Source organism: Bradyrhizobium sp. CCGB12, assembly GCF_024199845.1.
Lineage (GTDB): Bacteria > Pseudomonadota > Alphaproteobacteria > Rhizobiales > Xanthobacteraceae > Bradyrhizobium.
Genome location: NZ_JANADO010000001.1, coordinates 4,652,995 through 4,679,184, shown reverse-complemented (window position 1 = coordinate 4,679,184; position 26,190 = coordinate 4,652,995). Strand labels below are relative to the sequence as shown.

22 protein-coding genes and 1 tRNA gene are annotated in these 26,190 nt (G+C 65.1%); 11 read left to right on the top strand and 12 right to left on the bottom strand.

Features of this window, described 5'->3' with window-relative positions:
• The first annotated feature begins 75 nt into the window (after positions 1-75).
• The 5 genes from NLM27_RS21820 to NLM27_RS21800 are packed head-to-tail and all read left to right on the top strand — an operon-like array spanning position 76 to position 5,008.
• On the top strand, positions 76-1,011 hold the full coding sequence (locus tag NLM27_RS21820) for a hydroxymethylglutaryl-CoA lyase (protein WP_254145273.1): 936 nt from the start codon (positions 76-78) through the stop codon (positions 1,009-1,011).
• The gene (locus tag NLM27_RS21815; RefSeq protein ID WP_254145272.1) at positions 1,008-2,222 is read left to right on the top strand and encodes a CaiB/BaiF CoA-transferase family protein; all 1,215 of its coding nucleotides are present in this window, start codon (positions 1,008-1,010) and stop codon (positions 2,220-2,222) included. Before NLM27_RS21820 ends, NLM27_RS21815 begins: the two co-directional genes overlap by 4 nt.
• A gap of 40 nt (positions 2,223-2,262) precedes the next feature.
• On the top strand, positions 2,263-3,309 hold the full coding sequence (locus NLM27_RS21810; RefSeq protein WP_254145271.1) for an ABC transporter substrate-binding protein: 1,047 nt from the start codon (positions 2,263-2,265) through the stop codon (positions 3,307-3,309).
• Entirely contained in the window at positions 3,306-4,154 is an 849-nt protein-coding gene (locus NLM27_RS21805; RefSeq protein WP_254145270.1) for an ABC transporter ATP-binding protein, read from the top strand. The genes NLM27_RS21810 and NLM27_RS21805 overlap by 4 nt, the downstream gene beginning before the upstream one ends.
• A gap of 2 nt (positions 4,155-4,156) precedes the next feature.
• The gene (locus NLM27_RS21800; protein WP_254145269.1) at positions 4,157-5,008 is read left to right on the top strand and encodes an ABC transporter permease; all 852 of its coding nucleotides are present in this window, start codon (positions 4,157-4,159) and stop codon (positions 5,006-5,008) included.
• A gap of 14 nt (positions 5,009-5,022) precedes the next feature.
• On the opposite strand, the gene NLM27_RS21795 is transcribed toward NLM27_RS21800, so the two are convergent.
• From NLM27_RS21795 to NLM27_RS21760, 8 genes are all read right to left on the bottom strand, one after another.
• Positions 5,023-6,270 carry a methyltransferase gene (locus NLM27_RS21795; protein WP_254148897.1) on the bottom strand — a complete coding sequence of 416 codons (1,248 nt, stop codon included), beginning with the start codon at positions 6,268-6,270 and terminating at the stop codon, positions 5,023-5,025.
• Complete coding sequence (locus NLM27_RS21790) at positions 6,263-6,997, bottom strand: TlyA family RNA methyltransferase (RefSeq protein ID WP_254145268.1); 735 nt, start codon at positions 6,995-6,997, stop codon at positions 6,263-6,265. The genes NLM27_RS21795 and NLM27_RS21790 overlap by 8 nt, the downstream gene beginning before the upstream one ends.
• Before the next feature lie 42 nt (positions 6,998-7,039).
• Positions 7,040-7,594: a nucleoside 2-deoxyribosyltransferase gene (locus NLM27_RS21785; protein ID WP_254145267.1), complete on the bottom strand. Its 555-nt coding sequence runs from the start codon at positions 7,592-7,594 to the stop codon at positions 7,040-7,042.
• A gap of 184 nt (positions 7,595-7,778) precedes the next feature.
• Positions 7,779-9,707, bottom strand: coding sequence for a 1-deoxy-D-xylulose-5-phosphate synthase (gene dxs / locus NLM27_RS21780; protein WP_254145266.1), 1,929 nt, complete (start codon positions 9,705-9,707; stop codon positions 7,779-7,781).
• 605 nt (positions 9,708-10,312) lie between these two features.
• Positions 10,313-10,564, bottom strand: a complete 252-nt coding sequence (locus NLM27_RS21775) for an exodeoxyribonuclease VII small subunit (protein WP_008551229.1) — start codon at positions 10,562-10,564, stop codon at positions 10,313-10,315.
• A gap of 73 nt (positions 10,565-10,637) precedes the next feature.
• Positions 10,638-11,567 carry a histone deacetylase family protein gene (locus tag NLM27_RS21770; RefSeq protein WP_254145265.1) on the bottom strand — a complete coding sequence of 310 codons (930 nt, stop codon included), beginning with the start codon at positions 11,565-11,567 and terminating at the stop codon, positions 10,638-10,640.
• Between the two features lie 129 nt (positions 11,568-11,696).
• Complete coding sequence (locus NLM27_RS21765) at positions 11,697-13,355, bottom strand: bifunctional UDP-sugar hydrolase/5'-nucleotidase (RefSeq protein ID WP_254145264.1); 1,659 nt, start codon at positions 13,353-13,355, stop codon at positions 11,697-11,699.
• 179 nt (positions 13,356-13,534) lie between these two features.
• Positions 13,535-14,293: an enoyl-CoA hydratase-related protein gene (locus NLM27_RS21760; RefSeq protein ID WP_254145263.1), complete on the bottom strand. Its 759-nt coding sequence runs from the start codon at positions 14,291-14,293 to the stop codon at positions 13,535-13,537.
• Between the two features lie 263 nt (positions 14,294-14,556).
• On the opposite strand from NLM27_RS21760, the gene NLM27_RS21755 reads away from it, so the two are divergent.
• Positions 14,557-15,810, top strand: coding sequence for an MFS transporter (locus NLM27_RS21755; protein ID WP_254145262.1), 1,254 nt, complete (start codon positions 14,557-14,559; stop codon positions 15,808-15,810).
• Positions 15,811-15,947: 137 nt separating this feature from the next.
• On the opposite strand, the gene NLM27_RS21750 is transcribed toward NLM27_RS21755, so the two are convergent.
• Positions 15,948-17,726, bottom strand: a complete 1,779-nt coding sequence (locus NLM27_RS21750; RefSeq protein ID WP_254145261.1) for an acyl-CoA dehydrogenase — start codon at positions 17,724-17,726, stop codon at positions 15,948-15,950.
• A 249-nt stretch (positions 17,727-17,975) separates the two neighbouring features.
• Between NLM27_RS21750 and NLM27_RS21745 the strand changes: the two genes are divergently transcribed.
• The 4 genes from NLM27_RS21745 (at position 17,976) to NLM27_RS21730 (ending at position 21,898) form a co-directional block, all read left to right on the top strand.
• A tRNA-Gln gene (locus NLM27_RS21745) sits at positions 17,976-18,050 on the top strand.
• Positions 18,051-18,125: 75 nt separating this feature from the next.
• A complete protein-coding gene (locus NLM27_RS21740; protein WP_254145260.1) occupies positions 18,126-19,181 on the top strand; it encodes a LacI family DNA-binding transcriptional regulator in 1,056 nt (351 codons plus the stop codon).
• Positions 19,182-19,338: 157 nt separating this feature from the next.
• The gene (locus NLM27_RS21735; RefSeq protein ID WP_375142259.1) at positions 19,339-20,736 is read left to right on the top strand and encodes an ABC transporter substrate-binding protein; all 1,398 of its coding nucleotides are present in this window, start codon (positions 19,339-19,341) and stop codon (positions 20,734-20,736) included.
• 229 nt (positions 20,737-20,965) lie between these two features.
• Positions 20,966-21,898 carry a dihydrodipicolinate synthase family protein gene (locus NLM27_RS21730; protein WP_254145259.1) on the top strand — a complete coding sequence of 311 codons (933 nt, stop codon included), beginning with the start codon at positions 20,966-20,968 and terminating at the stop codon, positions 21,896-21,898.
• A gap of 75 nt (positions 21,899-21,973) precedes the next feature.
• Here the strand turns inward: NLM27_RS21730 and NLM27_RS21725 are convergent, their stop codons facing one another.
• Positions 21,974-22,861, bottom strand: a complete 888-nt coding sequence (locus NLM27_RS21725) for a VOC family protein (RefSeq protein WP_254145258.1) — start codon at positions 22,859-22,861, stop codon at positions 21,974-21,976.
• 168 nt (positions 22,862-23,029) lie between these two features.
• Here NLM27_RS21725 and NLM27_RS21720 point away from each other — a divergent pair, with 168 nt between their 5' ends.
• Complete coding sequence (locus tag NLM27_RS21720) at positions 23,030-24,217, top strand: CaiB/BaiF CoA-transferase family protein (RefSeq protein WP_254145257.1); 1,188 nt, start codon at positions 23,030-23,032, stop codon at positions 24,215-24,217.
• 21 nt (positions 24,218-24,238) lie between these two features.
• Here the strand turns inward: NLM27_RS21720 and NLM27_RS21715 are convergent, their stop codons facing one another.
• Both NLM27_RS21715 and NLM27_RS21710 read right to left on the bottom strand, forming a co-directional pair.
• Positions 24,239-25,387 (bottom strand): caspase family protein, encoded by a 1,149-nt coding sequence (locus NLM27_RS21715; RefSeq protein WP_254145256.1) that lies wholly within the window; start codon positions 25,385-25,387, stop codon positions 24,239-24,241.
• Between the two features lie 120 nt (positions 25,388-25,507).
• Positions 25,508-26,188 carry an SDR family NAD(P)-dependent oxidoreductase gene (locus NLM27_RS21710; RefSeq protein ID WP_254145255.1) on the bottom strand — a complete coding sequence of 227 codons (681 nt, stop codon included), beginning with the start codon at positions 26,186-26,188 and terminating at the stop codon, positions 25,508-25,510.
• Between the last annotated feature and the right edge of the window lie 2 nt (positions 26,189-26,190).

Genomic DNA, 26,190 nt, shown 5'->3' with positions numbered 1-26,190 from the left:
GTTTTAGGGCTTGACAGACTGTCCCATGGATTGTTCTTTTATGCAACAATATACAATCGACCCAGGGAGAGCCCGATGGCGCGCACGCCCGATGTCCACATTTGCGAGGTGGCCCCTCGCGATGGTCTTCAGAACCTGGACGTCTTCGTTCCCACCGACGCCAAATGCGCGCTGATCGACGCGATCGCCGCGGCGGGCGTACGCGAGATCGATGCCGGATCGTTCGTCCCGCCAAAGGTCGTGCCGCAATTCGCCGACGTCGACGCCGTGATGGCGCATGCGCTCACACACAAATCTGCAACCATTGGCGCGCTGGTGCCGAACCCGAAGGGCGCCGAGCGCGCCATCGGCGCCGGCGTCAATGCCGTCTATTTCGTCATCTCGGCAAGCGAGACGCATAATCGCGCCAATGTGCGTCGCTCGGTCGAGGAGCAGCTCGACGGGTTTCGCGCAGTCCGCGCCGCGATCGATGCCCGCCCCGCGGATCAGCAGCCGCAACTGATGGGCGCGATCTCCACCTCCTTCGGCTGCTCGCTGGAAGGCGAGGTGAGCGAAGCAGCCGTGTGCCGGGTTGCGCGCGCTTTTGCCGAAGCCCGGGCCGACGAGATCGGGCTTGCCGACACCGTCGGTTATGCGACCCCAAGATCGGTCGGGCAGATCGTGACGGCCGTGCGGCGCGAGGTCGGCTCGCAAATGACGCTGCGGCTGCATCTGCACGATACGCTCGGTGCGGGCCTCGCCAATGCCGTCGCCGGCCTCGAAGCGGGCATTCGCCGTTTCGACGCCGCGGTGTCCGGCCTCGGTGGCTGTCCCTTTGCTCCCGGTGCGCGCGGCAACATCGTCACCGAGGATCTCGTGTTCATGCTGGAGCGCATGGGGCTCTCCACCGGCATCGACCTCGACCGCCTGATGCAAACGCGCGAGATTCTCGCCCGCCATATCCCGGCAAAACATCTGACGGGGCATCTGCACGAGGCCGGCGTTCCCAAGGTTCTGCGGAGCGCGGCATGACCATCGCTGCGCGTGAGACGGCATCGGAGCTTCGTCCGCTGGCAGGCCTTCGTGTGATCGAGTTCAGCCAGATGGTGATGGGGCCGAGCTGCGGCCTGATCCTCGCCGATCTCGGCGCCGACGTGATCAAGGTCGAGCCGCCCAAGGGCGACCGCACCCGCTATTTCAAAGGGCCCGCCGCAGGCTTCTTTGCGACCTACAGCCGCAACAAACGCAGCATCGCGCTGGATACGTCGACCCCGGAAGGCCAGAGCATCGCGCGCAAACTGATCGAGAACAGCGACGTTCTGATCGAGAATTTTCGACCGGGCCTGTTGAAGCGGATCGGCCTCGATTACGAGAGCGTCGCGGCCTTTGCACCACGCCTGATCTATTGCTCGCTCAAGGGCTATTTGCCCGGCCCTTACGAGAACCGTCTCGCGCTGGACGAGGTCGTGCAGATGATGGGTGGCCTTGCCTACATGACCGGCTTGCCCGACCGTCCCATGCGCGCCGGTGCCTCGGTCAACGACATCATGGGCGGCATGTTCGGCGTGATCGCGATCCAGGCTGCGCTCGCCGAGCGGCAGCGAACCGGCCGGGGTCGCTACATCCAGAGTGCGCTGTACGAGAACAACGTGTTCCTGATGGCGCAAGCCATGATGTGCGAGGTGGTCAGCGGCCAGCCCTCGATTCCGTATTCGATCAAGGACAGCCCGTGGCCGGTTTACGATCTCTTCGACACCAAAGACGGCTCGAAGCTGTTCGTCACCATCGTCGGTGAAGAGCAATGGGAAGCGTTCTGCCGTGCCTTCGATCGGGAGGTCTGGCTTACCGATCCCCGCTTTGCGACGAGCAACGACCGCGTCGATCACCGCAGCTGGCTGATCCCCGAGATCGCGAAGATCTTCAAGCAATGGGACAAGGCCGATCTCGCCGCGCGCCTCGAGCAGCTCGATCTGCCCTATGCGCCCGTCAACAAGCCCGGTGATCTCTTCGATGATCCGCACCTCAACCAGTCGGGCGGCCTGACCGACATCAGGCTGCCTGACGGCGGCGAGGCCAAGACGCCGCTGTTGCCGATTTCCATGGACGGAAGGCGCCTGCCCAACCGCTACGATCCTCCAGGGATCGGTGAGCACAGCGGCGAGATCCTGCGCGAGATCGGCATCTCCCCGAAGGACGTCGAAGCGCTGCGCCAGGCAGGAACGATCAAGGTCGCGCCGTCCTGACTGACCGGCGCAATCGAACAAACCAAGGGAGGAGGAGCACATGAGCATTACCAGGCGTCAGGCGCTGATCGCGGGCTCCGCATGGGCCGGCGCATCGCTGCTGCCGGGGCAGCTGCGCGCCGAGGCCAAGCAGGTCTCGCTCGCGTTCGGGCCGGTCTCGCCGGTCTATGCCATCGGCATGATCGCGGAGCTGAAGGGCTACTTCAAGGACGAAGGGCTCGATTCCAAGCTCGTCACCGGCAATGCCGGCACATTCGGTCGCCAGACGCTGGCGGCGGGGCAAGCGCTGTTCGCGCATGGCGACGCCAGCCATCCGCTCCAGCTCGGCGCGCGCGGCAAGCCGTGCAAGATCCTGCTCGCGACCGAGATGGTGTGCTCCTATGCCAGCATCATGGTCCGGCAGGACCTCTACGAGAGCGGCATCAATTCGGTCGAGAAGCTCGCGGACTACAAGCGTCCGGACGGCGCCAAGCCGATCGTCGCCGCGACCGCCATCGGCTCGGGCACCTGGGTGTTCGGCACCTACGTGTTCGAAGCGCGCGGGCTCGGCAGCAAGGTGAACTGGGTCGCGGGCGGCGGGACCAACACGATGTTCCCCTCGCTCCAGACCAAGCAGTTCGACGCCATCATGGCGCCGCCGAGCTGGATCGTCGAGGTCGAGAAGAAGGGTTTTGGCAGGACGATCTACGACACGTCAAAACCCGGCGTGTTCGAGAAGGATTTCGGCGGGACGCTGCCCGTTCTCGTGATCTATACGCTCCAGGACACGGTCGAGCAGGACAAGGCGATGGTGCAGGCCTATGTCAACGCGATCTACCGCGCCATGGCCTTCGTGAAGGCGACGCCGCTCGCCGAGGTGCAGGCGCTGGTCACGCCGAAATATTTCTCGGGCATCGACCCCGACGCCGTCAGTGCCGAGCTCGGCTTCGACAAGTCGACCTGGGCCTATGACGGTGTCATCGACAAGCCCTCGTTCGAACGCGGCGCCAAGCCGTGGTACCGCAAGGGAACCGACATTCCCGAGACCAGATACGAGGATGTCGTCGACATGAGCTTCCTCCAGGCGGCCAGGGCAAAATACAAATGATCGCCGCGCCAGGCCAGGGCCTCGCGCTCGCGCGAGGCGAGGATCAAACAGCGGCGGCGCGCACCCGCATTGCCGTGCAGGGTCTTGCCAAACGCTTCAACGCGTCCGGCCGCGAGTTCGTGGCGGTGGATGACGTGTCCTTCGAGGTCAAGCAGGGCGAATTCGTCGCGCTGCTCGGTCCATCCGGCTGCGGCAAGAGCACCATCCTCAACATGGTCGCCGGGCTGTTGCCGCGCTCGGGCGGACGCATCCTGATCGACGAGGACACGGTCGAGACCGGCAAGGTCAACCCCAGGGTCGGCTATGTCTTCCAGCGGGATACGCTGTTTCCCTGGCGGACCGTGGAGCAGAACATCGGCTATGGGCTGGAGATCGCGCGGCTGCCGAAGGCCGCGCGCGCAGGGCGCGTCGATGCGGCCATCGAGAAGGCCGGGCTCACAGGTTTTGCGCAGAGCTTTCCGCGCATGCTGTCCGGCGGCATGCGCCAGCGTGTCGCCTTGATGCGCACGCTGATCCTGGAGCCCGAAATCCTGCTGATGGACGAGCCGTTCGGCGCGCTCGACACCCATACCAAGCTCGAGATGCACAAGACGCTGCTGGAGATCTGGGAACGCGAGCGGCAGACGGTGCTGTTCGTGACGCACGATCTCGGCGAGGCCTTGACGCTGGCGAGCCGCATCATCCTGCTCTCGGCGCGGCCCGGACGTCTCAAGGAAGACTTCGACGTCGCCATCCCGCGTCCGCGCGATCCCGTGGGCGTGCGCGAAACCGCCGAGTTCGGCCGGCTCTATTCCCACATCTGGCATTCGCTCGGCGAAGAATTCCGCCGCACCAGGGCCGATTGACCATGTCCAACAGCCGCCCCGTCATCCTGTTCTGGCAACTGGCCATTCTCGCCGCAGTTCTCGTCATCTGGCAGTGGGGCTTCGAATGGAGCAAGGCGTTGCTGCCGAAGGCCTACGTGCCAAAGATCCTCGATCCCTATTTCGTCGCCAAGCCATCGCTGATCTGGCAGAGTTTTCTGCGGCTTGGCTGCTTCTCTGACGCTGCCGGCTTTGCCGCCTGCATCAAGGGCAACGACAATAATCTGTGGCTGGCGACGCTCGTCACGCTGAAGAACACCTGGTGGGGCTTTCTGTTTGGCTCGGCGAGCGGCATCGCGGCAGGCCTGATCCTCGGTCGTTCGGATTTCCTGGCCCGCGTGTTCGGACCCTATATCGTGGCGCTCAACTCGATACCGCGCATCGCGCTGGTGCCGCTCGTCATCCTGATCTTCGGTCTCGGCGATCTCTCCAAGATCGCCACGGCCTGGCTCGTCGTGTTCTTCGTGGTGTTCTTCAACACCTTTGAGGGAACGCGTGCAGTCGACCGCGACCAGATCGCCGCCGCCCGTCTTCTCGGCGCCAGCGAATTCACTGTGCTGCGCACGGTCGTGATCCCGTCCGCGCTGGCCTGGGTGTTCGCGTCGCTGCTGCCGGCCGTGTCTTTTGCATTGATCGGCGTCATCGTCGGTGAATTCATCGGCGCCGAGCGCGGGCTCGGCAAGCTCATCATCGAAGCCGAGGCGCGGGCCAATGCCAGCGAGATGATGGTCGCCATCTTCGTCATGATGTTCGTCGGCATCCTGCTGGCAATCGCGGTGCGTTCGTTGCAGTCCTATTTGCTGCGATGGCAGCCGCAATTCGAGCCGTCGGCTTAGAGCATGATACGACGTTACCGGCTGAACCGCGCCACCAGCTCCACATGCGGCGTGTGCCGGAACTGATCGACCGGCACGATGCTGTCGATCTTGTAGCCACCGTCGATCAGCAGGCGTGCGTCGCGGGCGAAGGTCGCGACGTTGCAGGACACCGCCACCACGACGGGCACCTTGCTCGCGGCGAGTTTCAACGCCTGGGCCTGCGCGCCCTGGCGCGGAGGATCGAATACGACAGCGTCGAAGTCGCGCAGCTCCGGCGGCACCAGCGGGCGGCGGAACAGATCGCGCGGCTCGGCCTTGATCGGCTTCAGGCCCGGTGTGCGCGCCGCCTTCGCAAGCGCCGCGATGGCGCCGGCATCGCTGTCAAAGGCGGCGATGCGCGCCTTCTCGGCCAGCCTCAACGCGAACGGGCCAACGCCGCAGAAGAGGTCTGCGATCTCCTTGGCCTTGCCGACGCGCTCGGCGACGAGCGCCGCAAGCGTCTCTTCGCCTGCGACGGTCGCCTGCAGGAACGAGCCCGGCGGCAGCGTCACCTCCGCGCGTCCCATCCTTACCGTCGGCGGCAAGCGTTGCAGCACCAGCTCGCCGTGCCGCGTCAATCGTGCCAGGCGGTGCTGCTCGGCGACGCGCGACAGCGCCGTGACCAGCGGCGTCGGCAGTGGGCCGGAGCCGCGCACGTCGACATCGAGGCCGCTGGCGGTCGCGGTGACCTGGATGTCGAGCGGCTTCGTCACCGGCATTTTCGTGGTCAGCTGTTCGGCGAGCGCCCAGGCGGCATCGAGCGCCCCCTCGAGTGCGGGATCGAGGATGGGGCAGCGATGAATCGGAATGACGTCGTGCGAGCTCGTCGCGGAAAAGCCGACCTTGAGGATGTCGTGCGTGCCGAAGCGGCCGTGCAGCGTGATGCGCCTGCGGCCGGCGCCGTGGGCATCGACCAGCGGTGCCACCTCGCAATCGACGCCGGCCTGCACCAACGTCTCGACCACGATGCCGCGCTTCCAGGCCTGATACGGCTCAGCCGCCCAGTGCTGGATCGCACAGCCGCCACAGACACCGAAATGCGGACAGAATGGCGCGATGCGCTCGGGGCTTGCGACGTCGACTGCGAGCAGCTTGCGGCGGTCGGGATGGTGGCCTGCGACCTGGTCGACCTCGACGGTCTCGCCTCGAAGCGCATAGGGCACGTAGATCGCTTCGCTCGCCGCGAGCGAGATACCGTCGCCGCGATGGCCGACATGGTCGATGGTCAGGCGCTCAACCACGGTGCGCGCCCAGGAAGAATTCGACATTGCCGTCGCCGCCCGTGATCGATGACGGAAACACCTCGATATCGGTGCAGCCGAGCGAGGCGGCGAACGCCGCGATGTCGTCGCAGACTTCCCGGTGCACAGCGGTGTCGCGGATGATGCCCTTCTTGTTGTGCTTTCGCTCCGCCTCGAATTGCGGCTTGATCAGTGCCAGCAGGCTCATGGGCGCCGCCGCCAGCGACAGCGCCACCGGCAGCACCGTCTTGAGCGAGATGAAGCTGACGTCGATGACAACGATGTCGGGCCGCGCCGGCAGACGTTTGCCTTCGTAGGACCGGATATCGGTCTCCTCCATCGACACGATCTTGGGATGGCCGCGCAACGAGGGATGCAGCTGGCTGGTGCCGACATCGATGGCGAATACAAGGCTCGCGCCGTTGGCCAGCAGCACTTCAGTGAAACCGCCGGTGGATGCGCCGACGTCGAGGCAGACATGGTCCTCGATCTCGATCGGGTAGTGCTCCAGCGCCCCCGCGAGCTTGACGCCGCCGCGGGAGACATAGGGATGCGCCGGTTCGGCCTGGATCACCGCATCCTCGGCGATCGTCTCCGATGGTTTTGAAACCGGCTTGTCGTCAGCCGTGACGAGGCCGGCCTCGATCGCGGCGCGCGCCCGCGCCCGGCTCTCGAACAGGCCGCGCTCGACCAGCAATACATCCGCGCGCTTGCGGGCAGGGGACATCACGCTCTCATGGACACGACTGACTGGGCACGACTGACGTGCTTATGTAACGATCAATCGCGCAGCCGCCATCCGGACGCAAGCCTCGAACGCGGCGAGATCGTGCCAGACGTCGATCGGCATCTGCGCCGGCGTCACCAGCGGGCAGCCGTGCAGCTCCAGCGCATGGATCATCATGAGGTTGTCGACGAGGCCGAAATCCTCGATTGTCAGTCCCTGTGCGTCGACCAGCCGTCCGTCCTCGGAGGCGACGTCCATGAAACGGCCGACGCGGTCGGCATAGACGGCGCCGTCGTTGGAATAGGCGAGGCAAAGTTTGCGCCGCCCGGCCATGTAGCCGAGCTCGTAGACGGTGCCGGGATCGGCGCCTGCGCCGCGAAACGGGGTGAGATTTGCGATGATGGCGTCGGCCGCATCCATCATCGCCTCGTTGCCACAGAAAATCCGGCGCGAGGCATCAGGCAAGGTGAGGTCGATCGCGTTGTCGAGGGGATAGAGGCCGGTGAGCCCGTGCGAAGCGCAGATCGCAACCTTCTGCCGGCCGATCTCGACCGCATCCGGCAGGAACACGTCGGGGCCTGCCAGATAGATTTTCATGGATGACCGTCGGAGAAATCAGGCGAGCTGCGAACCGCGGCGAAAACTGTGCTCCCTCTCCCGCTTGCGGGGGAGGGTTGGGGAGAGGGTGTCTCCACAGGCGAGAGCCCCCAAGAGGCGAAAGCCCTCACCCGCATCGCTTCGCGATCCGACCTCTCCCGCAAGCGGGAGAGGTGAAACCAGCTCAAGCCAGCTTGACCGTCTCGGCCTTGACGTCCTTGCCGAGCGCTTCGAACACCTTGGCGACGATGCCCTTGGCGTCGAGACCGGCGCGGCCGTACATCGCCGCCGGCGTGTCGTGGTCCTGGAACACGTCGGGCAGCACCATCGAGCGGAACTTGACCATGCCGGTGTCGAGCACGCCCTGGTCGGTCAGGTACTGGGCGACATGCGAGCCAAAGCCGCCGACCGCGCCTTCCTCGATCGTGATCAGGATCTCGTGGTCGCGGGCGAGCTTGAGCACCAGCTCGGTGTCGAGCGGCTTCATGAAGCGCGCATCGGCGATCGTGGTCGAGAGGCCATGGGCTGCGAGCTCGTCGGCCGCCTTCTCGCATTCGGCGAGGCGCGTGCCGAAGGAGAGCAGGGCGATCTTGCTGCCCTCTCGGATCATGCGGCCCTTGCCGATTTCGAGCGGAATGCCGACCTCGGGCATCTCGATGCCGCGGCCTTCGCCGCGCGGATAACGCAGCGAACTCGGACGGTCGTCGATCGCGACCTGAGTTGCGACCATGTGCACGAGATCGGCTTCGTCCGCCGCCGCCATGATCACCATGTTCGGCAGGCAGCCGAGATAGGCGTTGTCGAACGAGCCGGCATGGGTGGCGCCATCGGCGCCCACGAGGCCAGCACGGTCGATCGCGAAGCGTACGGGCAGGTTCTGGATCGCGACGTCATGCACGATCTGGTCGTAGCCGCGCTGGAGGAAGGTGGAGTAGATCGCGCAGAACGGCTTGTAGCCTTCGCTGGCAAGACCGGCAGCGAACGTCACCGCGTGCTGCTCGGCGATGCCGACGTCGAAGGTGCGGTCGGGGAACGCCTTGTTGAAGATGTCGACGCCGGTACCCGACGGCATGGCCGCGGTGATGGCGACGATCTTCTCGTCCTTCTGCGCTTCCTTGACGAGGCTCTGGCCGAACACGTTCTGGTAGGCCGGCGCGTTCGGCTTGGCCTTGGCCTGCGTGCCGGTCGCGACGTCGAACTTGACGACGGCATGGTACTTGTCGGCGGACGCTTCCGCCGGGCCGTAGCCCTTGCCCTTCTGCGTCACGACGTGGACCAGGATCGGGCCGGTCTCCATATCGCGGACGTTCTTCAGCACGGGCAGGAGATGGTCGAGGTTGTGACCGTCGATCGGGCCGACATAGTAGAAGCCGAGCTCTTCGAACAGCGTGCCGCCGTCCATCATGAAGCCGCGGGAGTATTCCTCGACGCGGTTGGCGCGGTTGGCGATGATCTTGGGCAGGCGCTTGTTGATCTGCTTGGCCGCATCGCGCAGCGTGCGATAGGTCTTGCCCGAATAGAGGCGCGACAGATAGGCGCTCATGGCGCCGACCGGAGGTGCGATCGACATGTCGTTGTCGTTGAGGATGACGATCAGGCGCGAATTCATCGCACCGGCGTTGTTCATGGCCTCGTAGGCCATGCCCGCCGACATCGCGCCGTCACCGATCACGGCGATAACGTTGTTCTTGCCGCCGGAGAGGTCGCGCGCGACCGCCATGCCGAGGCCGGCGGAAATCGAGGTCGAGGAATGCGCCGCGCCGAACGGATCGTAATCGCTCTCGCTGCGCTTGGTGAAGCCGGACAGGCCGCCGCCGGTGCGCAGCGTGCGGATGCGGTCGCGCCGGCCGGTGAGGATCTTGTGCGGATAGGCCTGGTGGCCGACGTCCCAGATCAGCCGGTCGCGCGGCGTGTCGAAGACGTAATGGATCGCGGTGGTGAGCTCGACCACGCCGAGGCCCGCGCCGAAGTGACCGCCGGTCACCGAGACGGCATCGATGGTCTCCTGCCGCAGCTCGTCGGCGACCTGGCGAACCTGCTCGATCTTGAGCTTGCGCAGATCTTCTGGCGTCCGGATGGTGTCGAGGAGCGGCGTTTTACTGTATGCGTTCACAGCGATTTCCAATTTGTCAGCGCCGGAAGGTCATTCCGGTCCGCGATGGGTTTGCACAATATCGGCGCAGCGCGAGTCCTCAAACCGGAGCCACCTGCTTGGGGCAAGGCCCCGTCTTCAAGCTTAGGTAAGCTTAAGTGCGCTCCGGTTCAGTCTCTGTGATCCCTGTCACTTAGATCGGCGTCGCCCGTCCCAACCAATTTCATCAGCAGTTTGAAGCACTTGTCGTCAGCAATCAGTGCCCACGCAAGGCTTACAAAAAGCCACACTCCGCGCAGCTTTACACCAAAGCTTGGGCCAAAGCCAACCCGCCGGGCCGATTGGGGGTATGCAGGTGCAACCGGTGGGCCAGAGTGGTTAACTGCGCCCCGCGACGAGGGGTTCCTGGCCGGCCCGGCCGTTTGGCGGGCTTTTTCGTCGGAATCAGAACTTTTTATCCTCCGACGGCCCGTTTCCAGAACTGGGATCCATCGTGTTCCCGAGATATGGAACCGTCATGTCGCACGGGACGGTGCCGTGCGATCAATGAAAAGGCAGCCGACTGTGACCTCCGTGCACTACGACGGGGATCAAGCGCGGTCAGACACGAGTGTGGAACCCTTGGCTTACTGAACGTCGAGCGGCGCGGTGCCGGTGGCTTGGCCGCTGGCATCGGTGGTGATCTTGTCGACACGGGCCTCGGCCTGACGCAGCAGGTCCTCGCAGCGGCGCTTCAGCGCCTCACCACGCTCGTAGATCGTCACGGATTCCTCGAGCGGCACCTTGCCGTCTTCGAGCCGCTTCACGATCGTTTCGAGTTCCTCGATCGCGCGCTCGAAAGTGAGCCTGGAGACGTCGATTTGGGTGTTTTCGGCCATATCCGTTTCCGATTGCCCGTTTCGCTTGCCTCGCAATGAAGGCGGGTTTTGCGGGCTTAATGTGGCGGGTGCGTCAGGCGCCCATCAGGGCGCCGACATGCGCCGTAACAGATTCTTTCAATCCCTGCAGGTCATAGCCGCCCTCGAGCACCGAAACAACGCGGCCTCCAGCGCTCTTCTCGGCGAGGTCCATCAGCTTGCGCGTCACCCAGGCATAGTCTTCCGCGCGCAAATTCAGCGAGGCCAGCGGATCGCGGTAATGCGCATCGAAGCCGGCGGAGATGATGAGCAGCTCGGGGCTGAATTTTTCGAGCTGCGGCAGGATCAGATTCTCGAACGCGCTGCGGAATTCAGGGCCGCCGTCTTCGGACGCGAGCGGCGCGTTGACGATGGTGTCGTGGTCGCCGCGCTCGCTCTTGGCGCCGGTGCCCGGAAACAGCGGCATCTGGTGCGTCGAACAGTACATCACGGTCGGATCCGACCAGAAGATGTCCTGCGTGCCGTTGCCGTGATGCACGTCAAAATCGACGATGGCCGCGCGCTTGATGCCGTATTTGCGCTGGGCGTGGCGCGCGGCGATCGCGACATTGTCGAAGAAGCAGAAGCCCATCGGCTTGCCGATCTCGGCGTGATGCCCGGGCGGGCGCACCGCGACGAAGGCGTTGCGATGCTCACCCGCCATCACCGCTTCGGTCGCCGCGACGGCGCCGCCGACGCCGCGCATCACCGCTTCCCAGGTGCCCGGCGACATCGAGGTGTCGCCGTCGATATAGACCTGGCCGCTGGTCGGCGCGATGTGGCGCAGCTCGGTGACGTAATGCTCGTTGTGGCACAGCGTGACGAGATCGAGATCGCCCTCCGGCGCCTGGTCGCGCACCAGAAACTGGAAACGCTCGTGCGACAACGCTTCCTCCACCGCGCGCAGGCGATCCGGCCTTTCAGGATGTCCCGGCGGCGTGACGTGGTCGAGGCAGGCCTTGTGGGAGAGAAGAAGCGTGCTCATCAGGTCGGCCTCACAGAAAACGGCTCTTGACTCGCTTGGCGCATCCGGCGCCAAAACGCAATGCAAAACCCAATCTAGGCGTTTGAACGGCAATGGCAAAGGGTCGTGCCGCGCCGGCCCGTTTTCTGATCAATTCACGCGCAGGATGCGGGTCGGTGGTAGTGGACCGATCGGCCCGTGCGCCCGGAAGAACGCGAACAGCGCGTCCGCGTCGTAGCCGCCATATTGTGGCGCCGTGCCCTGTTTGGCGACGGTAAAGCCGTCGCCGCCGACGGCGAGGTAGTCGTTGAGGGTGATGCGGTAGCCGCTCCCGGCTTCGATCGGCCTGCCGCTCAGCGTCATCTTCTCAGGGATCACGCGCTCGCCGAATGGCTTCGCCGCATCCCAGGCATAGCTGAATCCGTTCGACACCTGGAGGATCCGCGGCCGCTTCGGGTCCAACCATTGCTGTTCCAGCATGTCCTTGAGCTGGCTGCCCGTCAGCGTCATGGTGACGAGGCGATTGCGGAACGGCTGGCTGGCGAAGACATCGCCGAACGTGATCGCGCCGTTCTCCTTCGGAACAATATCGGTGCGGATGCCGCCGGGATTGGTGAGCGCGATGACGGCGGCGCCATCCTTGGCGTCGCGGGTTGCGAACAATTGCGCATCGGCGATGACATCGCCGAGCGCGCTTTCGCCGGCTTCGTTCGGCACGCGCGACAGCGTCTGCGTCACCGATCCGGCCGGCCGGTTGGCGATCGGCGCCGACAGCTTGTCATAGGCCTCGATCAGCGCGGTTTGCTCGGGGTCCTTCGCCAGCGAGGCATTGGCGACGATGACGTTCTCGCCCTTGGCACTCACGATGTCGTGCGTTGCCGGATCGAGCTTGAGATCGATGGCCGTGACCAGCGTGCCGTATTTGTCGCCGCTGGTGACGAGCCGTCCGTCGATATCGCAGACATAGGCGCGATGGGTATGTCCGCTGACGACGACGTCGACGGCACGATCGAATTTCTTGACGATGTCGACGATGGGCCCGGTAATGGCGGGGCATTCATTGTAATCGCCTGAGGGCTCTCCGCCCTGATGGATCAGCACCACGATCGCTTCGACGCCGCGCGCCTTCAACTGCGGTACCAGCGCGTTCACCGTCTCGGCTTCGTCGCGGAATTCGAGACCGGCAATGCCTGATGGCGACACGATGCCCGCGGTCTCTTTCAAGGTCAGGCCGATGAAGGCGACGGGGATGCCTTCGAACTCCCGGATCTCGTAGGGCGGCAGCACGCTCTTGCCCGTCGCGGTCTCGATGGTGGAGGCCGCGAGATAGTGGAATTTGGCGCCCGTGAAGGGATGCGGTCCCTGGCAGCCGTCGACCGGATGGCAGCCGCCGTTCTGCATTCTCAGCAGCTCGGTCTTGCCCTCGTCGAATTCGTGATTGCCGACCGAACTGATCGCGAGCCCCATCATCGAGAGCGACTCGATCGAAGGCTCGTCGTGGAACATTGCCGACAGGAACGGGCTCGCGCCGATCAGGTCGCCGGCGGCGACGAAGATCGTGTTCCTGTGTCCTTCGCGCAGCTGCTTGATCAGCGTCGCCATGTATTCGGCCCCGCCGGCCGCCACCATGACCTTCTTGGCCTTGTCCTCGGGATCTCCGATGCGGATGCCGCCCGGCGGCGGACGCAAATTGCCGTGAAAATCGTTGATCGCGAGGATGCGCAGATCGACCGGCGCGGCGGTCTGGGCCGAGGCGGGGAGGGTGGCGAGGGCGAGCGTGAAGGCGGTCAGGCGGAGGAGATGTCGCATGGAACCAGACTAGTCATTCCCGGCGAAGATTTCACGAAGGTTGTTGTCGTCATTCCGGGGCGACGCGCAGCGTCGAGCCCGGAATCCATTCATCCACCGGCTCTGCTGCTTGATGGATTCCGGGTTCGTGCTTCGCGCGCCCCGGAATGACGGCGTGGATGAGGCGCGCGCCAGCCCCCCTATCTCTTCTTCCTGTTCGCAAACGCATTGAACGCCGCCACCGCCTCTTCCGACTTCAGCCGCTCGCCGAACAGATGGCCTTCCTGGTCGATGCGGCGGGTGAGCTCTTCGGGCGGGGCGCGCAGGAGCTTGCGCGAGGTCGCGACCGCATCGGCCGGCAGCCGGCAGATTTCGCGCGCCACCTTGCGCGCCTCGACCTCGGTGTGTCCCGGCGAGACCACGGTGTTGACGAAGCCTGCGGCGTGCGCCTCGGCGGCGGTGAAGGTCCGCCCCATCACCAGCATCGCGAAGGCGCGCTGATAGCCCATCGTGTTCGGCATCAAGAGGCTGGCGGCGCCGACCGGAACGAGCCCGAGATGGATATAGGGTGCGGAGAAGGTCGCAGCGTTCGAGGCGAGCACGTAGTCGCAGTGGAACAGCATCACGGTGCCCATGCCGATCGAAGCGCCGTCCACGGCTGCGATGATCGGCTTGGCGTTGAGCGCGAGCGAATAGAGGAATTTCGTACCCTCCGACAGCGTCGCGGGGCGCGAGGTGTCGGCGCGCATGAAATCGTCGATGTCGTCGCCGGCGGTGAACACGCCGGAGCCGCCGGTGATGATCATGCAGCGGATGTCGGGGTTGTTCTGCGCGGTGTCGATCGCGTGGCCCATCTCCCGATACATGTCCTGCGTGATCGCGTTCTTCTTGCTCGGACGACGCAGGGTGATCACGCGCGTTCCACGCTCCTCGGTGACGACGATATTGCCATTCGGCATGAGAGCCCCCTGCGGTCGCCGCGACTCTTGCCGTTGGCGAGTCTCGCTGGCGTCAGCCTACATCATCTTGCAGGCGTGCCAATGCGCTGGCTCGAGCTTTTCGACTCCGATCTCGTGACGTGGCCGGTGCGAGGCCGGCCGAATCGCTCATCATGTGCCGTTGCGCGATTGCAACAATCGGCTACAATGTTTCATTTGAAAAACCGGTGGTTGTGGGGCACGATTGCGCCTGGTTCCTTTTCCTTTGACCGATTGCTCCATCGATGATTTCAGCAACGCGTGTTGACGAATCCTCGCTGCGCTATCGCGGCTGGCGCGTGGTGGTGGCCTGTTTCCTGATGGCCTTCTTCATGTTCGGCTTCGGCCTCTACGGCCAGGGCGTCTATCTCGCGGAGCTCCAGCGCGCCCATGGCTGGCCGGGCACGCTGGTCTCCGCGGCCAGCACCTTCTCGTTCCTCCTGACCTCGGTCCTCGTCATTTTCACCGACGATCTGCTCGCCCGCATCGGGCTGCGCGCGCTGATCCTGTGCGGCCTGTCGGCGCTCGGCGCCTCGACCATGCTGCTGGCGCTGATGCAGACGCCCTGGCAGCTCTATCTCGCCTATGCGCTGATGTCGGTCGGCTGGACCGGCATGGGCACCGTGGTGATTGCGACCGTACTGAACTCCTGGTTCGAGCAGCGCCGCGGTCTCGCGCTCAGCCTCGCCTTCAACGGCGCGACCTGCGGCGGCATCATCCTCATCCCGTTGCTGCTGTCGCTGACCGGCAGCATCGGCTTCCGTTCCGCGATGCTGGTGGTCACATTCGCGATGATGGTGCTGGTGCTGCCCGTGGTCGTGACGTTCATCGGCTGGCCCGCGGGGGCGTCGCACGCATCGGGCGGACGTCCCTCCGGTGACGGCGCGGCCGCGCCGCCTCACCCGCGCAAGGCGCTGCTCGCCAACGCGGCTTTCTGGACCATGGTGCTGCCGATCGCGATCGCGCTGCTGGCGCAGATGGGCTTCATCATTCATCAGGTGACATTTCTCGAACCGCTGATCGGCCGCTCGGCCGCAGGGCTCGCGGTCACCGTCATGGCGGCGATGGCGGTGGTCGGCCGCGTGTCGCTCGGCCTGTTCGTCGATAGACTGGATCCGCGGCTCGCTTGCGCGGCGTCGATGACGAGCCAGGCCGCCGCTCTCTTCGTGCTGCTCCAGAGCACGAGTCCGACCGTGCTGCTGGCCTGCTGCGCCGTCTACGGCTTCTCGATCGGCAACATGATCACGTTCCCGCCGCTGATCATCCAGCGCGAGATCGGCTCTGCCGCCTTCGCGGCCGCGATGGGCCTGGGCACCTCGATCAGCGGCATCGTCAGCGCCTTCGGCCCCGGCATCGTCGGCCTGGTGCGGAGCTTCACCGGCAATTACACGACGGCGTTCGCCCTGTGCGTCGTGCTCGATCTCGTCGCGGCGGGCGTCGTGCTTTGGCGGCCGGGCAAACGCCCGAAAGAGTCGCACAATCTATCACCGTCACCCTGAGGTGCCGGAGCGAAGCGGAGGCCTCGAAGGGCGACGGCCCGGCTGCATCGGGGCCGCTCATCCTTCGAGGCTCTCCATGGGACGCATTGCGCCCCATGGTTCGCACCTCAGGATGACGGGTTGCCTGCGTCGTCGCCTTATCCCAGCAACACCGCGTCCGCTGCCGCGACCGACTCCGCGCTCTCGGTCACCGTGCGCTCGAGCGAAGGCGCCTGCACCGTGATGTTCTCGGCGAAGAAGCGCGCGAGCGAGACGTAGCGTGCGGCATCCGCGGTGCCGTCGGCCTTGGCGGCGAGCGCCTCGGAGGCCAGCATGCAGCCGCCGAGCGTGGCGCCGAATTGCTGGAGATACGGCGTCGCGCCGGCGAGCGCCTCGTTCGGTGCGGAGGCAACGCGCTCCAACAGCCACTTGCTGGTGCGCGTCAATGCCTGCAGCGCCTCGCGCAGCTTCGTGCCCGTGGTGCCGAAGGCGGGATCGTTTGAGGCCTCGACTTGGCTGACGGTTGTCGAGAGCTCGTCGAGCAGCGCCCAGACCGAGGCACCGCCATTGGCCGCGAGCTTGCGCGTGACGAGGTCGATCGCCTGGATGCCGTTGGTGCCTTCGTAGATCGCCGTGATGCGGGCATCGCGATAATGCTGCGCAGCGCCGGTCTCCTCGATGAAGCCCATGCCGCCATGCACCTGCACGCCGAGATAAGCGACCTCGTTGCCGATGTCGGTGGAATAGCCCTTTGCGATCGGCGTCAGCAGCGCCGCGCGCGCGGCCGCCTCAGTGCGCACCTTCGCGTCCTTGGCGCGGGTGGAGACGTCGATCGCGACCGCGGTCGCATAGCAGATGGTGCGCGCGGCCGCAGTCTGCGCCCGCATCCGCATCAGCATGCGCTTGACGTCGGGATGGACGAAGATCGCATCCGAGCCGTCGCCCTTCTTGCCGACGGCGCGGCCCTGCTTGCGCTCCTGGGCGTAGGACAGCGCCTGCTGATAGGCGCGATCGGCGACGCCGACGCCCTCCAGGCCGACGCCGAGGCGGGCCTGGTTCATCATCGTGAACATGCAGCGCATGCCCTGGTTCTCTTCGCCGACCAGGAAGCCGATCGCGCCGCCATGATCGCCCATGGTCATGGTGCAGGTCGGAGAGGCATGCATGCCGAGCTTGTGCTCGACGCCGCTCGCATAGATGTCGTTGCGCTGTCCCAGCGAGCCGTCTTCATTGACCATGAACTTCGGCACGAGGAACAGCGAGATCCCCTTGGTGCCGACGGGCGCGTCGGGCAGGCGCGCCAGCACGAAATGCACGATGTTGTCGGTCATGTCGTGCTCGCCATAGGTGATGAAGATCTTCGTCCCCTTGATGCGGTAGGTGCCGTCGGCCTGCCGATCGGCGCGGGTGCGCAGCGCGCCGACGTCGGAGCCGGCCTGCGGCTCGGTGAGCTGCATCGTGCCGGTCCATTCACCGGAGATAAGCTTCTCGAGATAGATTTTCTTCAGCTCGTCGCTGCCATGCGCCTCCAGCGCCTCCATCGCGGACGCCGTCAGCAGCGGGCAGAGGCCGAAAGCGAGGTTGGCGGCGCTCCAGATCTCGGTGCAGGCGGCGTTGATCGCAAGCGGCAGGCCCTGGCCGCCAAAATCTTCGGGGCCCGAGACGGCGTTCCAGCCGCCCTCGGTCCAGCGCTTGTAGGCGTCGGGCCAGCCCGGCGCGGTCGTGACCTTGCCGTCGCTAAGCTTGATGCCGTGCTCGTCGCCGACCTGGTTGAGCGGCGCCAGCACGTCGGTTGCGAACTTCCCGGCTTCCTCCAGCACGGCCGCGGCAATGTCCGCGTCGAAATCGCCGTAATGGCCGGCCTCCACGGCGGCCTTCAGGCCCGCGCCATGGTTGAGCGACAGCAGCATGTCAGAGATCGGCGCGCGGTAGGCCATGGCTCACTCCCGTGGACAATATTGGCGCCGTATTCCCACGAAACGGGGGCGGTCTCAATGGCCGGAAGGCGGGGATGGCGCCGGCCCGGAGCGAAGCCACCGGGGTCCATAATAAAGTGAGGAGGGCGGTCGTTGGGCCCGTGCGGTATTTTGCCCCTCCAGGCGGTTGAAATGCCGCGCCGCTCCCTATAGACCGGCAGCACCTGAGGGGAATCCGCGGTAGCCCGATCTTCCGCGTCCCCTCGCAGTTGGGGCGTAGCCAAGCGGTAAGGCAGCGGATTTTGATTCCGCCATTCGGAGGTTCGATCCCTCCCGCCCCAGCCAGATTTTTCGCACAGCCTGTCCGCGCCGGAATACCATGGCGAAGCACTGATCGATCGCATTCGACCGAAAGTCGGGATGACAGCTGGTTCAAAGAGAGCGCGCGAGGGCAGCGGCCGCGTCAAGCTCGAGGAGGTTGCCCGCAAGGCCAATGTCTCGACCGCGACCGTATCGCGCGCATTCAACGAGCCGGAGAAGGTTTCCGAAGAGGTCAGGCAGCGGGTCAAGGACGCCGCGCGTGCCCTGAACTGGATTCCGAATGCGGCCGGACGGGCGCTCGCGTCGCGCAGGACGCACATCGCGGGCGCCATCATCCCGACGCTCGACAACGAAATCTTCGCGCACCAGATCAGCGGCATGCAGAGCGTCTTCAGCGAGCGCGGCTTCACGCTGTTCCTGGGATGCTCGAACTACGATCCGGACGAAGGCTTGAGACAGGCCGATGCGATGCTTGCGCGAGGCGTGGAGGCGCTTGCCGTCGTCGGCGAAAGCCATCCGCCCGAGCTTTTTGACGCGCTCAATTCTCGGGGCATCCCCTATGTCGTGACATACTCCTACAACAAGCTGTCACGGCATCCGTGCGTCGGCTTCGACAATCGCGCGGCCTTCCATCGCATGACGGAGCACCTGCTGTCTCTCGGCCATCGCCGGTTTGCCGCCATCTTTCAGCCAGACACCAACAACGACCGTGTCAGGGAAAGGCTTTGCGGCATCGGCGACGCGCTCGCGACCGATGGTCTGGAGATCTCGGCGCAGGACCTGTTGATGGGACCTTCGACGCTGGAATTCGGCGCGGAAAGTCTGGCGAAATTGATGACGCGAACAGTTGGTGCCCGGCCGACCGCGATCATTTGCGGCAATGACAATCTGGCGCTCGGGGCCTTGATGGCCGCGCGCGAATCCGGCCGGGAGGCGCCCCGGGATTTTTCCATCACCGGCTTCGATGACCTTGCGATCTCGTCGCGCTTCTCTCCCGCCCTCACGACGATGAAGGTCGACAACCAAGAGATCGGCGTCTTGGCGGCCAACGAGCTTCTCGCCGTCATCGCAGGCAAGCAGGGGCGGGCACAACCCCGGGAAGTCGTGCCTGTTCTGAAAATCCGCGAGAGTACCGGCAAGGCGAGAGCCCGCTGAAGCACCCGCGGCAATGCTCCTTCCCCTCGATGGCGCGCAAAATGCCCCCCGAGAGGTTGCTTGACAGTCGTTGTGTAAGCGCTTACATAACGCCGTCCGAAAAGCCATGAAAACAGTCGGCGGCTCTCGCCGGGACGGGACGAAAGAGGAAACGACGATGCGTGACAGCCTTTTGCGATGGATCAGAAACTGCGCGATGGCGGTTTCCCTGCTGGTGCCGGCGATGGCGACGGTGAGCCCGGCAGCGGCCGAGGAGAAGCTCGTCGTCTGGTGGAACAAGGGCTACTACAAGGCCGAGGAAGACGCGCTACTCGACGTCATCAAGAAGTTCGAAGCCAAGACCGGCGTCAAGGTCGAGCTGTCGCAATATGCGACGCAGGACATGATGCCGAAGCTGGTGGCGGCGCTCGATGCCGGCAGTCCGCCCGACGTCACCTATGCGGACACCTACCATTTCCAGGGCGCAGGCAAGTGGGCTTCGGAGGGCAAGCTGGTCGATCTGACCTCAGTCCTCGCGCCGATCAAGGGCGAGTTCGCTCCGCAGGCGCTCGAAACCGTCATGCTTTACAATGACAAGACCAAGGCGAAGGCCTACTACGCCTTCCCGCTGAAGCAGGCGACGCTGCATCTGCACTATTGGAAGGACATGCTCGAGGAGGGAGGCCTCAAGGAGGCCGACATCCCGAAGGACTGGAAGGGCTTCTGGTCGTTCTGGTGCGACAAGGCGCAGCCGGCGGTTCGCAAGGCATCCGGCAAGCGCATCTACGGCATCGGCCATCCCATGGGCGTCGACGCCACCGACAGCTTCATCTCGTTCCTGGTGTTCATGGATGCCTACAACGTCGTGCTCGTCGACGATAACGGCAAGCTGCTGGTCGACGATCCCAAGGTGAAGGCGGGTCTCGTCGCCGCCATGAAGGACTACGTCGAGATCGCCGCGAAGGGCTGCACGCCGCAATCGGCGACGAGCTGGAAGGATCCCGACAACAACGTCGCCTTCCACAACAAGACGACGATCATGACGCACAATTCGACGGTTTCGCTCCCGGGCAAGTGGCTGGACGATTCCACCAATGAAACGCTCACCGCCGAGCAGCGCGAGGAAGCGAAGAAGAACTATTACGAGCGCATCCGCACCATGGTCTGGCCCAACAAGCCCGATGGCACGCCGGTCCACACCCGCGGGTCCGTGGTGGTCGGTCTGATCTTCGAGCAGGCCAAGAACAAGGAGCGCGCCAAGGAGTTCGTCTCGTTCCTGCTGCGCGATGAAAACCTCCAGCCCTATATCGAAGGCGCGCTCGGCCGCTGGTTCCCGGTCAAGACCGCGGCCCAGAAGTCCGCCTTCTGGGACGGCGACATTCATCGTCGCGCGGTGCGCGACCAGTTCTTCGCCGGCGTCGGCGGCTACGAGATGAGCAAGAACTACAAGTTCACCACGCTCAACAACGAGAACGTCTGGATGAAGGCCGTGAACGCCATCGTCACCAACAAGGTGCCGGTCGAGAAGGCCGTCGACGACATGATCGTGCGCATCAAGGAGGTGGCCGGCAACTGACGGCCAGCCGGCACCGTTAGGCTCACGCGTCGCAAGACGCGTGAGCGGTCTGGCACGAGGTGCTTGCCCGCGCCTGCCGCGGAGCCTCCCTGGCCTGCCTCGCACACGGCGCGCAGAGAGGCATGCCCACCGCCGGCCAATTGTCCTGAGCGGAGCCTGGCGACTTGCGCATGTGCCTGTCCATGAGAGACTTGTCCTCATCACCGATTCAACGTCTTGGAGATGACTTGTGACCGCAACCATCAAAGGCATCATTCCTGTGATGCTGACGCCGTTCACCGAAGCGGACGCGATCGACTATGCGGGCCTCGAAAACCTCATCGAATGGTACATTGCCAACGGCGCCGATGCGCTGTTCGCCGTCGCCCAGTCGAGCGAGATGCAGTTTCTGAGCCTCGATGAGCGCATCGAGCTGGCGCGTTTCGTCGTGCGAAAGGCGGCCGGCAGGGTGCCCGTCATCGCGTCCGGCCATGTCAGTGAATCACGTGACGATCAATTGACCGAACTGACCTCGATCGCCAAGACGGGCGTGGACGGGCTGGTCCTAGTCACGAACCGGTTCGATCCGAAGGGGCAGGGCGGCACGGTCTTCATGGACAATCTGCGCCATCTGCTCGATGCGCTCCCTGCCGATCTTCCGCTCGGTCTTTACGAATGCCCGGCGCCCTTCCGCCGGCTCCTGTCCGACGATGAGCTGGCGTTCTGCGCCGAAAGCGGGCGCTTTGCCATTCTCAAGGACGTGTCGTGCGACCTCGAAACCGTGAAACGCCGCGTGGCGCTGACGAAAAATTCCGCCCTGTCCGTCGTCAACGCCAATGCGGCGATCGCCTTCGATGCCATGAGGGCCGGATCTGCCGGCTTCACCGGCGTGTTCACGAACTTCCATCCCGACCTCTACAAATGGCTGCTCGCTCACAGCGCGAAGCAGCCGGCGCTGGCGGACGAACTCTCCGTCTTCCTCGCGCTCGCCGCGATGGCCGAGCCGATGGGCTATCCCAAGCTGGCGAAGCTGTATCATCAGCGGCTCGGCACGTTCTCCTGCGTCCGCAGCCGCGCCGTCGATTTCGACATTCGCGAGCGGTTCTGGGCGCTCGATGCGCTGCTCGACAAGATCGTGCAGGGGCAGGCAAGCTTCCGCGCCAGGATCGCGGCCGCGCGCTGACGATGACGGCCGCGCTCGGCCCGGCCGGTTTGTCTGGGCTGTTCGCCGAATGGGCCGAGAGCCGGAGGCCGCTGCCTATCCCTCGTACTGATCCGGTCCCATCGCCCACGACGCTTCATCGTGCCCGAACGAGTAATTTCGGTTGTTGATCACCGGATTGCGATTGACCATCGGGCGCATGAACATCGGGTGGGTGGCGCTGCGCACCTCGTGCTCGACGGTGAAGAGGTGCTTGCCGCTATCGAGGTCGACGATGTCGCAGAACCGGTACTGGTATTGATTGTCCTCGCGCGAGATCAGCTCGCGCGCCAGGAGTTTTCGGTACGGGCCGGAGAAGTCGGTGATGTACATCTGCACGTGGTGGCCGTCATACTCGCCCTGGGGACGGTCGGTCTCGCGGAACAGCAGGTGCTGGTCGCGGCCCGTCTTCACCGCGGCAATCGTGCCGTCGCCGTTCCGCAAGCTCGCGGGCATGCCCATGACTTCGGGATAGAACGCGCAGATCCCTGCGGCCGAGCCCACCGGCACGTCGAATTCGACATAGGGAATGCCGAGCGCGATGCGCCCGAAGCGTGCCGCATCCGGCTCGTAACAGCGCAGGCGGTTGCCCCACGGGCAGGTCGCCTCGACATGGTCATTGTGCTCGGCGAATGCGAAGGCCGTGCCCTCGAGCTTCTTCGCGACCGACGCCAGCCGCTCCAGCAGCGCCCCGCGGCCCGCGATGACCAGCCCGATATGGCCGCGCAGCACCTGCGGCCGACCGCTCGGCAAATGAAACTGGCTCCGTCCGGCATTGATCCACATGTTGGTGTCGGACACCATCAGATAGGGATCGCGGGTGAGCCCGAGCCCCGCGACATAGAACAGGGTGGCGAGGCGCTGATCGGGGACCTGGATGTTGACGTGCTCGAAATGGATCGCGTTGCCGAGATCTTCTGCGGATCGGTCGAATTGTTGCGGCATGGATGTGCGCTCTGGCTAAAGGGACTAATGGACCCATACTAGAGCACAATTTCCGCCAGCCGAAACTGTTCGCCGATCACATCTTGAGGGAAGGGCAGGATGCCCTCTTGCCACCTTGCCGTGGCAACCAGTCCCTGTAAGCTGAGCAAAACATCAGGGAAGGGATCGATGGGAGGAGTTCTGGAGGGCGTGCGCGTCCTTGATTTCGGGCGCTATATCGCGGGCCCCTATTGCGCGACGTTGCTGGCCGAATTCGGCGCCGAGGTCATTCGCGTCGAGAAGCGCGACGGCAGCGAGGATCGCTTCGTGGCGCCGGTGGGAGAAAATGGCGAAGGCGCGCTGTTTCTTCAGGTCAATCGCAACAAGAAGTGCATCACGCTCGATCCGATGAAGCCGGAGGGGCAGAAGGTGATGCGCCGCCTGGTTGCCACTGCGGACGTGGTCGTCGCCAATCTGCCGCCGCAGACCCTGCGCGCGATGAAGCTCGATTACGAGTCCTTGAAGGCGATCAAGCCCGACATCATCCTGACGACGGCCACCGCGTTCGGCGGGCCGGGTCCCTGGTCCGACCGCGTCGGCTTCGACGGCGTCGGCCAGGTGATGTCGGGCTCGGTCTACATGACGGGCGCGGGCGATCCGCCGTATCGGGCCGCGGTGAACTGGGTCGATTTCGGCACGGCGCTGCACTGCGCGTTCGGAACGCTCGCCGCGCTGATCGAGCGCGACAAATCCGGGCGCGGGCAAGTCGTCGAGGGTGCGCTGCTCGCAACCGCCTTGTCCTTCACCAATGCCACGCTGATCGAGCAAGCCGTCATCAACGTTAATCGCGTGCCGACCGGCAATCTCGGCCAGACCGCCGCTCCCGCCGACATCTACCGCACCAAGGACGGCTGGGTGCTGTGCCAGGTCACCGGGCATCCGCTGTTCAAGCGCTGGGCGAGGCTGATGGGCGAGGAGGAGCTTTGGCTGAACGACCCGCGTTTCGCCGACGACATCAGCCGCGGCAACAACGGCCCTGTCATCAGCGAGCGGATGGCGCGCTGGTGTGCCGAACGCACCACGCAGGAGGCCGTCGACACGCTGGGACAAGCGATGATCCCGACCGGACCTGTCCTCAGCCCGCAACAGGCGCTGGATCATCCGCACATCCGCGCCGCCGGCTTCATGCAGGATGTCGACTATCCCGGCCTGCCGAAACACGCACCTGTGGCGCGCGCCGCCGTCCGCCTGTCGGAAACGCCGGGCGAAATCACCACGCGCCCGCCGACCCTCGGCGAGCACACTGATCTCGTTCTCGCCGAACTCGGCTACGACAAGACCGAGATCGCGGCGCTTCGGCAAGGCGGCATCATCTAGCGGACAGGCACCACCGCGCCGTCATTCTGCGCTGCGCTTCCAGGCGCCGGTGCCCAGCCTGCCCGTGATCATCGCCAGCGCGTCGTGGATCTCGTAGGCGCCGCCATCGCTGTAACCTGACAGGCCCCTGAGCGCATGCAGGGTCCAGCGGCCATTCGCGGCGGTCATCATTCCCTCGTGCGCACGCGCCGAGCGCGGGGGCTCGGCGCGGAATTTGTAGGTGCCGTCAGCCATGATCTGCCAGATCCAGCGCGACTGTCCGCGGCCGTTCGGCACCAGGATCTCCCAGGTGCCGACCAGCGCGGGATCGATCGTCGATGATTTCGGCGCAGGCGCAGGGGAGGTGGCGGCCGGAAGTGCGGGTGCAGGCTCGGCCCCGACGGCGCCGCCCGATGGTCGAGCGGCCAAATAGATCGCCTTGCGCGACAGCGAGCCGTAGACGAAGGGCTGCTGCTCGTTTCGGGTCGCCTCCATCACGTCGTCGCGGACGTTACGGAACATGAATGTGACCTCGACGCCAGGCGTCTCCATATTGCGCAGGAGCGCTGCTGCGAACGGGCTGTTGCGCGCGTCGCCGTCGAGCGCCGTGGTGCCGTCCCGCGCGGCATAAGCGACCAGAACATTGCCGACGGGTTCGATGCGGCCGAGCCCGCTATTTGGCGCCGCGCGCGTGGCGAGCGAGCGGTTCATCCTGGCGGCGAACGGATTGTTGCGGCAGGCGTCGAGGATGATGAGGCCGAGGCTCGTGGTGTTCGACACCTGTAACATCACGCTCTGGAGGCTGATGGCTTCATTTGCCGCATCCGTGTCCCGCTTCAGTTCTGCGTCGATCGGGATCAACCAGTTTTCGCCATTGATCTCCATGCCATGGCCCGCGAAATACGCGGCTGCCATGTCGGCGCCGGCGGCGTCACGCCCCAATGTGATCAGGCCGCGACGCATGTCCTCGAAGCTCGCGTTGGTGATCAGGGTGACCGTGAAGCCGAGCCGCTTCAGCGCCGCGGCGATATCACTGGCATCGTTGGGCGGATTGAGCAGTGTGGGCACGTTCCTGTAGGCGCCGTTGCCGATCACCAGCGCGACCCGCTTGCCTTCCGCCGCGGCGCCTGTCGGCAGGCCCGCAAGCGCGGTTGCAAGGGTCACTCCCGAAACAAACTCGCGTCGGTTCATCTGGATCTCGCCTGCTCGAGCGAGATACATCGTACAGCAACCGATCCGGGGTCGCCACGGGCTGCATTCCTCTCGCCCAGCCAGCAGCGCTGACCGACCGGCGATGACCGGGCCGCGAAGTCACAGCGAACTGCCGCCGCAGATGATCAGTTGCTGGCCGGTGATGGCGGCGGCCTGCGCCGAGAGTAAGAATGCGACGGCGTGAGCGACTTCGTCGGAGCGGATGTAGCGGCCGATCGGCGGTAGTTTTGGCGCGACATTGGCGCGCGAGGGATCGTTCAGCATTGGCGTCTCGGTCGCGGCGGGCGCAACCACGTTCACCGTGACGCCGCGCGGCGCAAGCTCCATGGCCCAGGACCGTGCCAGTGCAACCAGCGCCGCCTTCGTGGCGGCATATTGTCCGCGGCCGGGCGCGCCCGACGCGGTGCGGCTGCCGATGAAGACGATGCGTCCGCCCTGCGGCAGGCGCGGCGCCAGCGTGTTGGCGAGGCGCTCGGCGGCCTCGACATGCAGCCGCCACATCGCCGCGCCGTCGTCATGGTCAAGCGAGCCGAGCTGACCGACCCTCAGCAGGCCGGCGCCATGAACCAGCGCGGTCGGCGCGATGCCTGTCACGGCGTTCGCAATGGTATCGACCTCGCTCAGGTCAAGCGACAGGTGCTCGAAAGCCGGGTGGTCGAAGGCTCCGGGCCGCCGGCTGATGCCGGTGACGCGCCAGCCGTCGTGCAGCAGGCGCTCGACGATCGCCGCGCCGATCCCTGAACTGGCGCCGGTGACGAGCGCGTGAGGCTTCTCGCCCATCC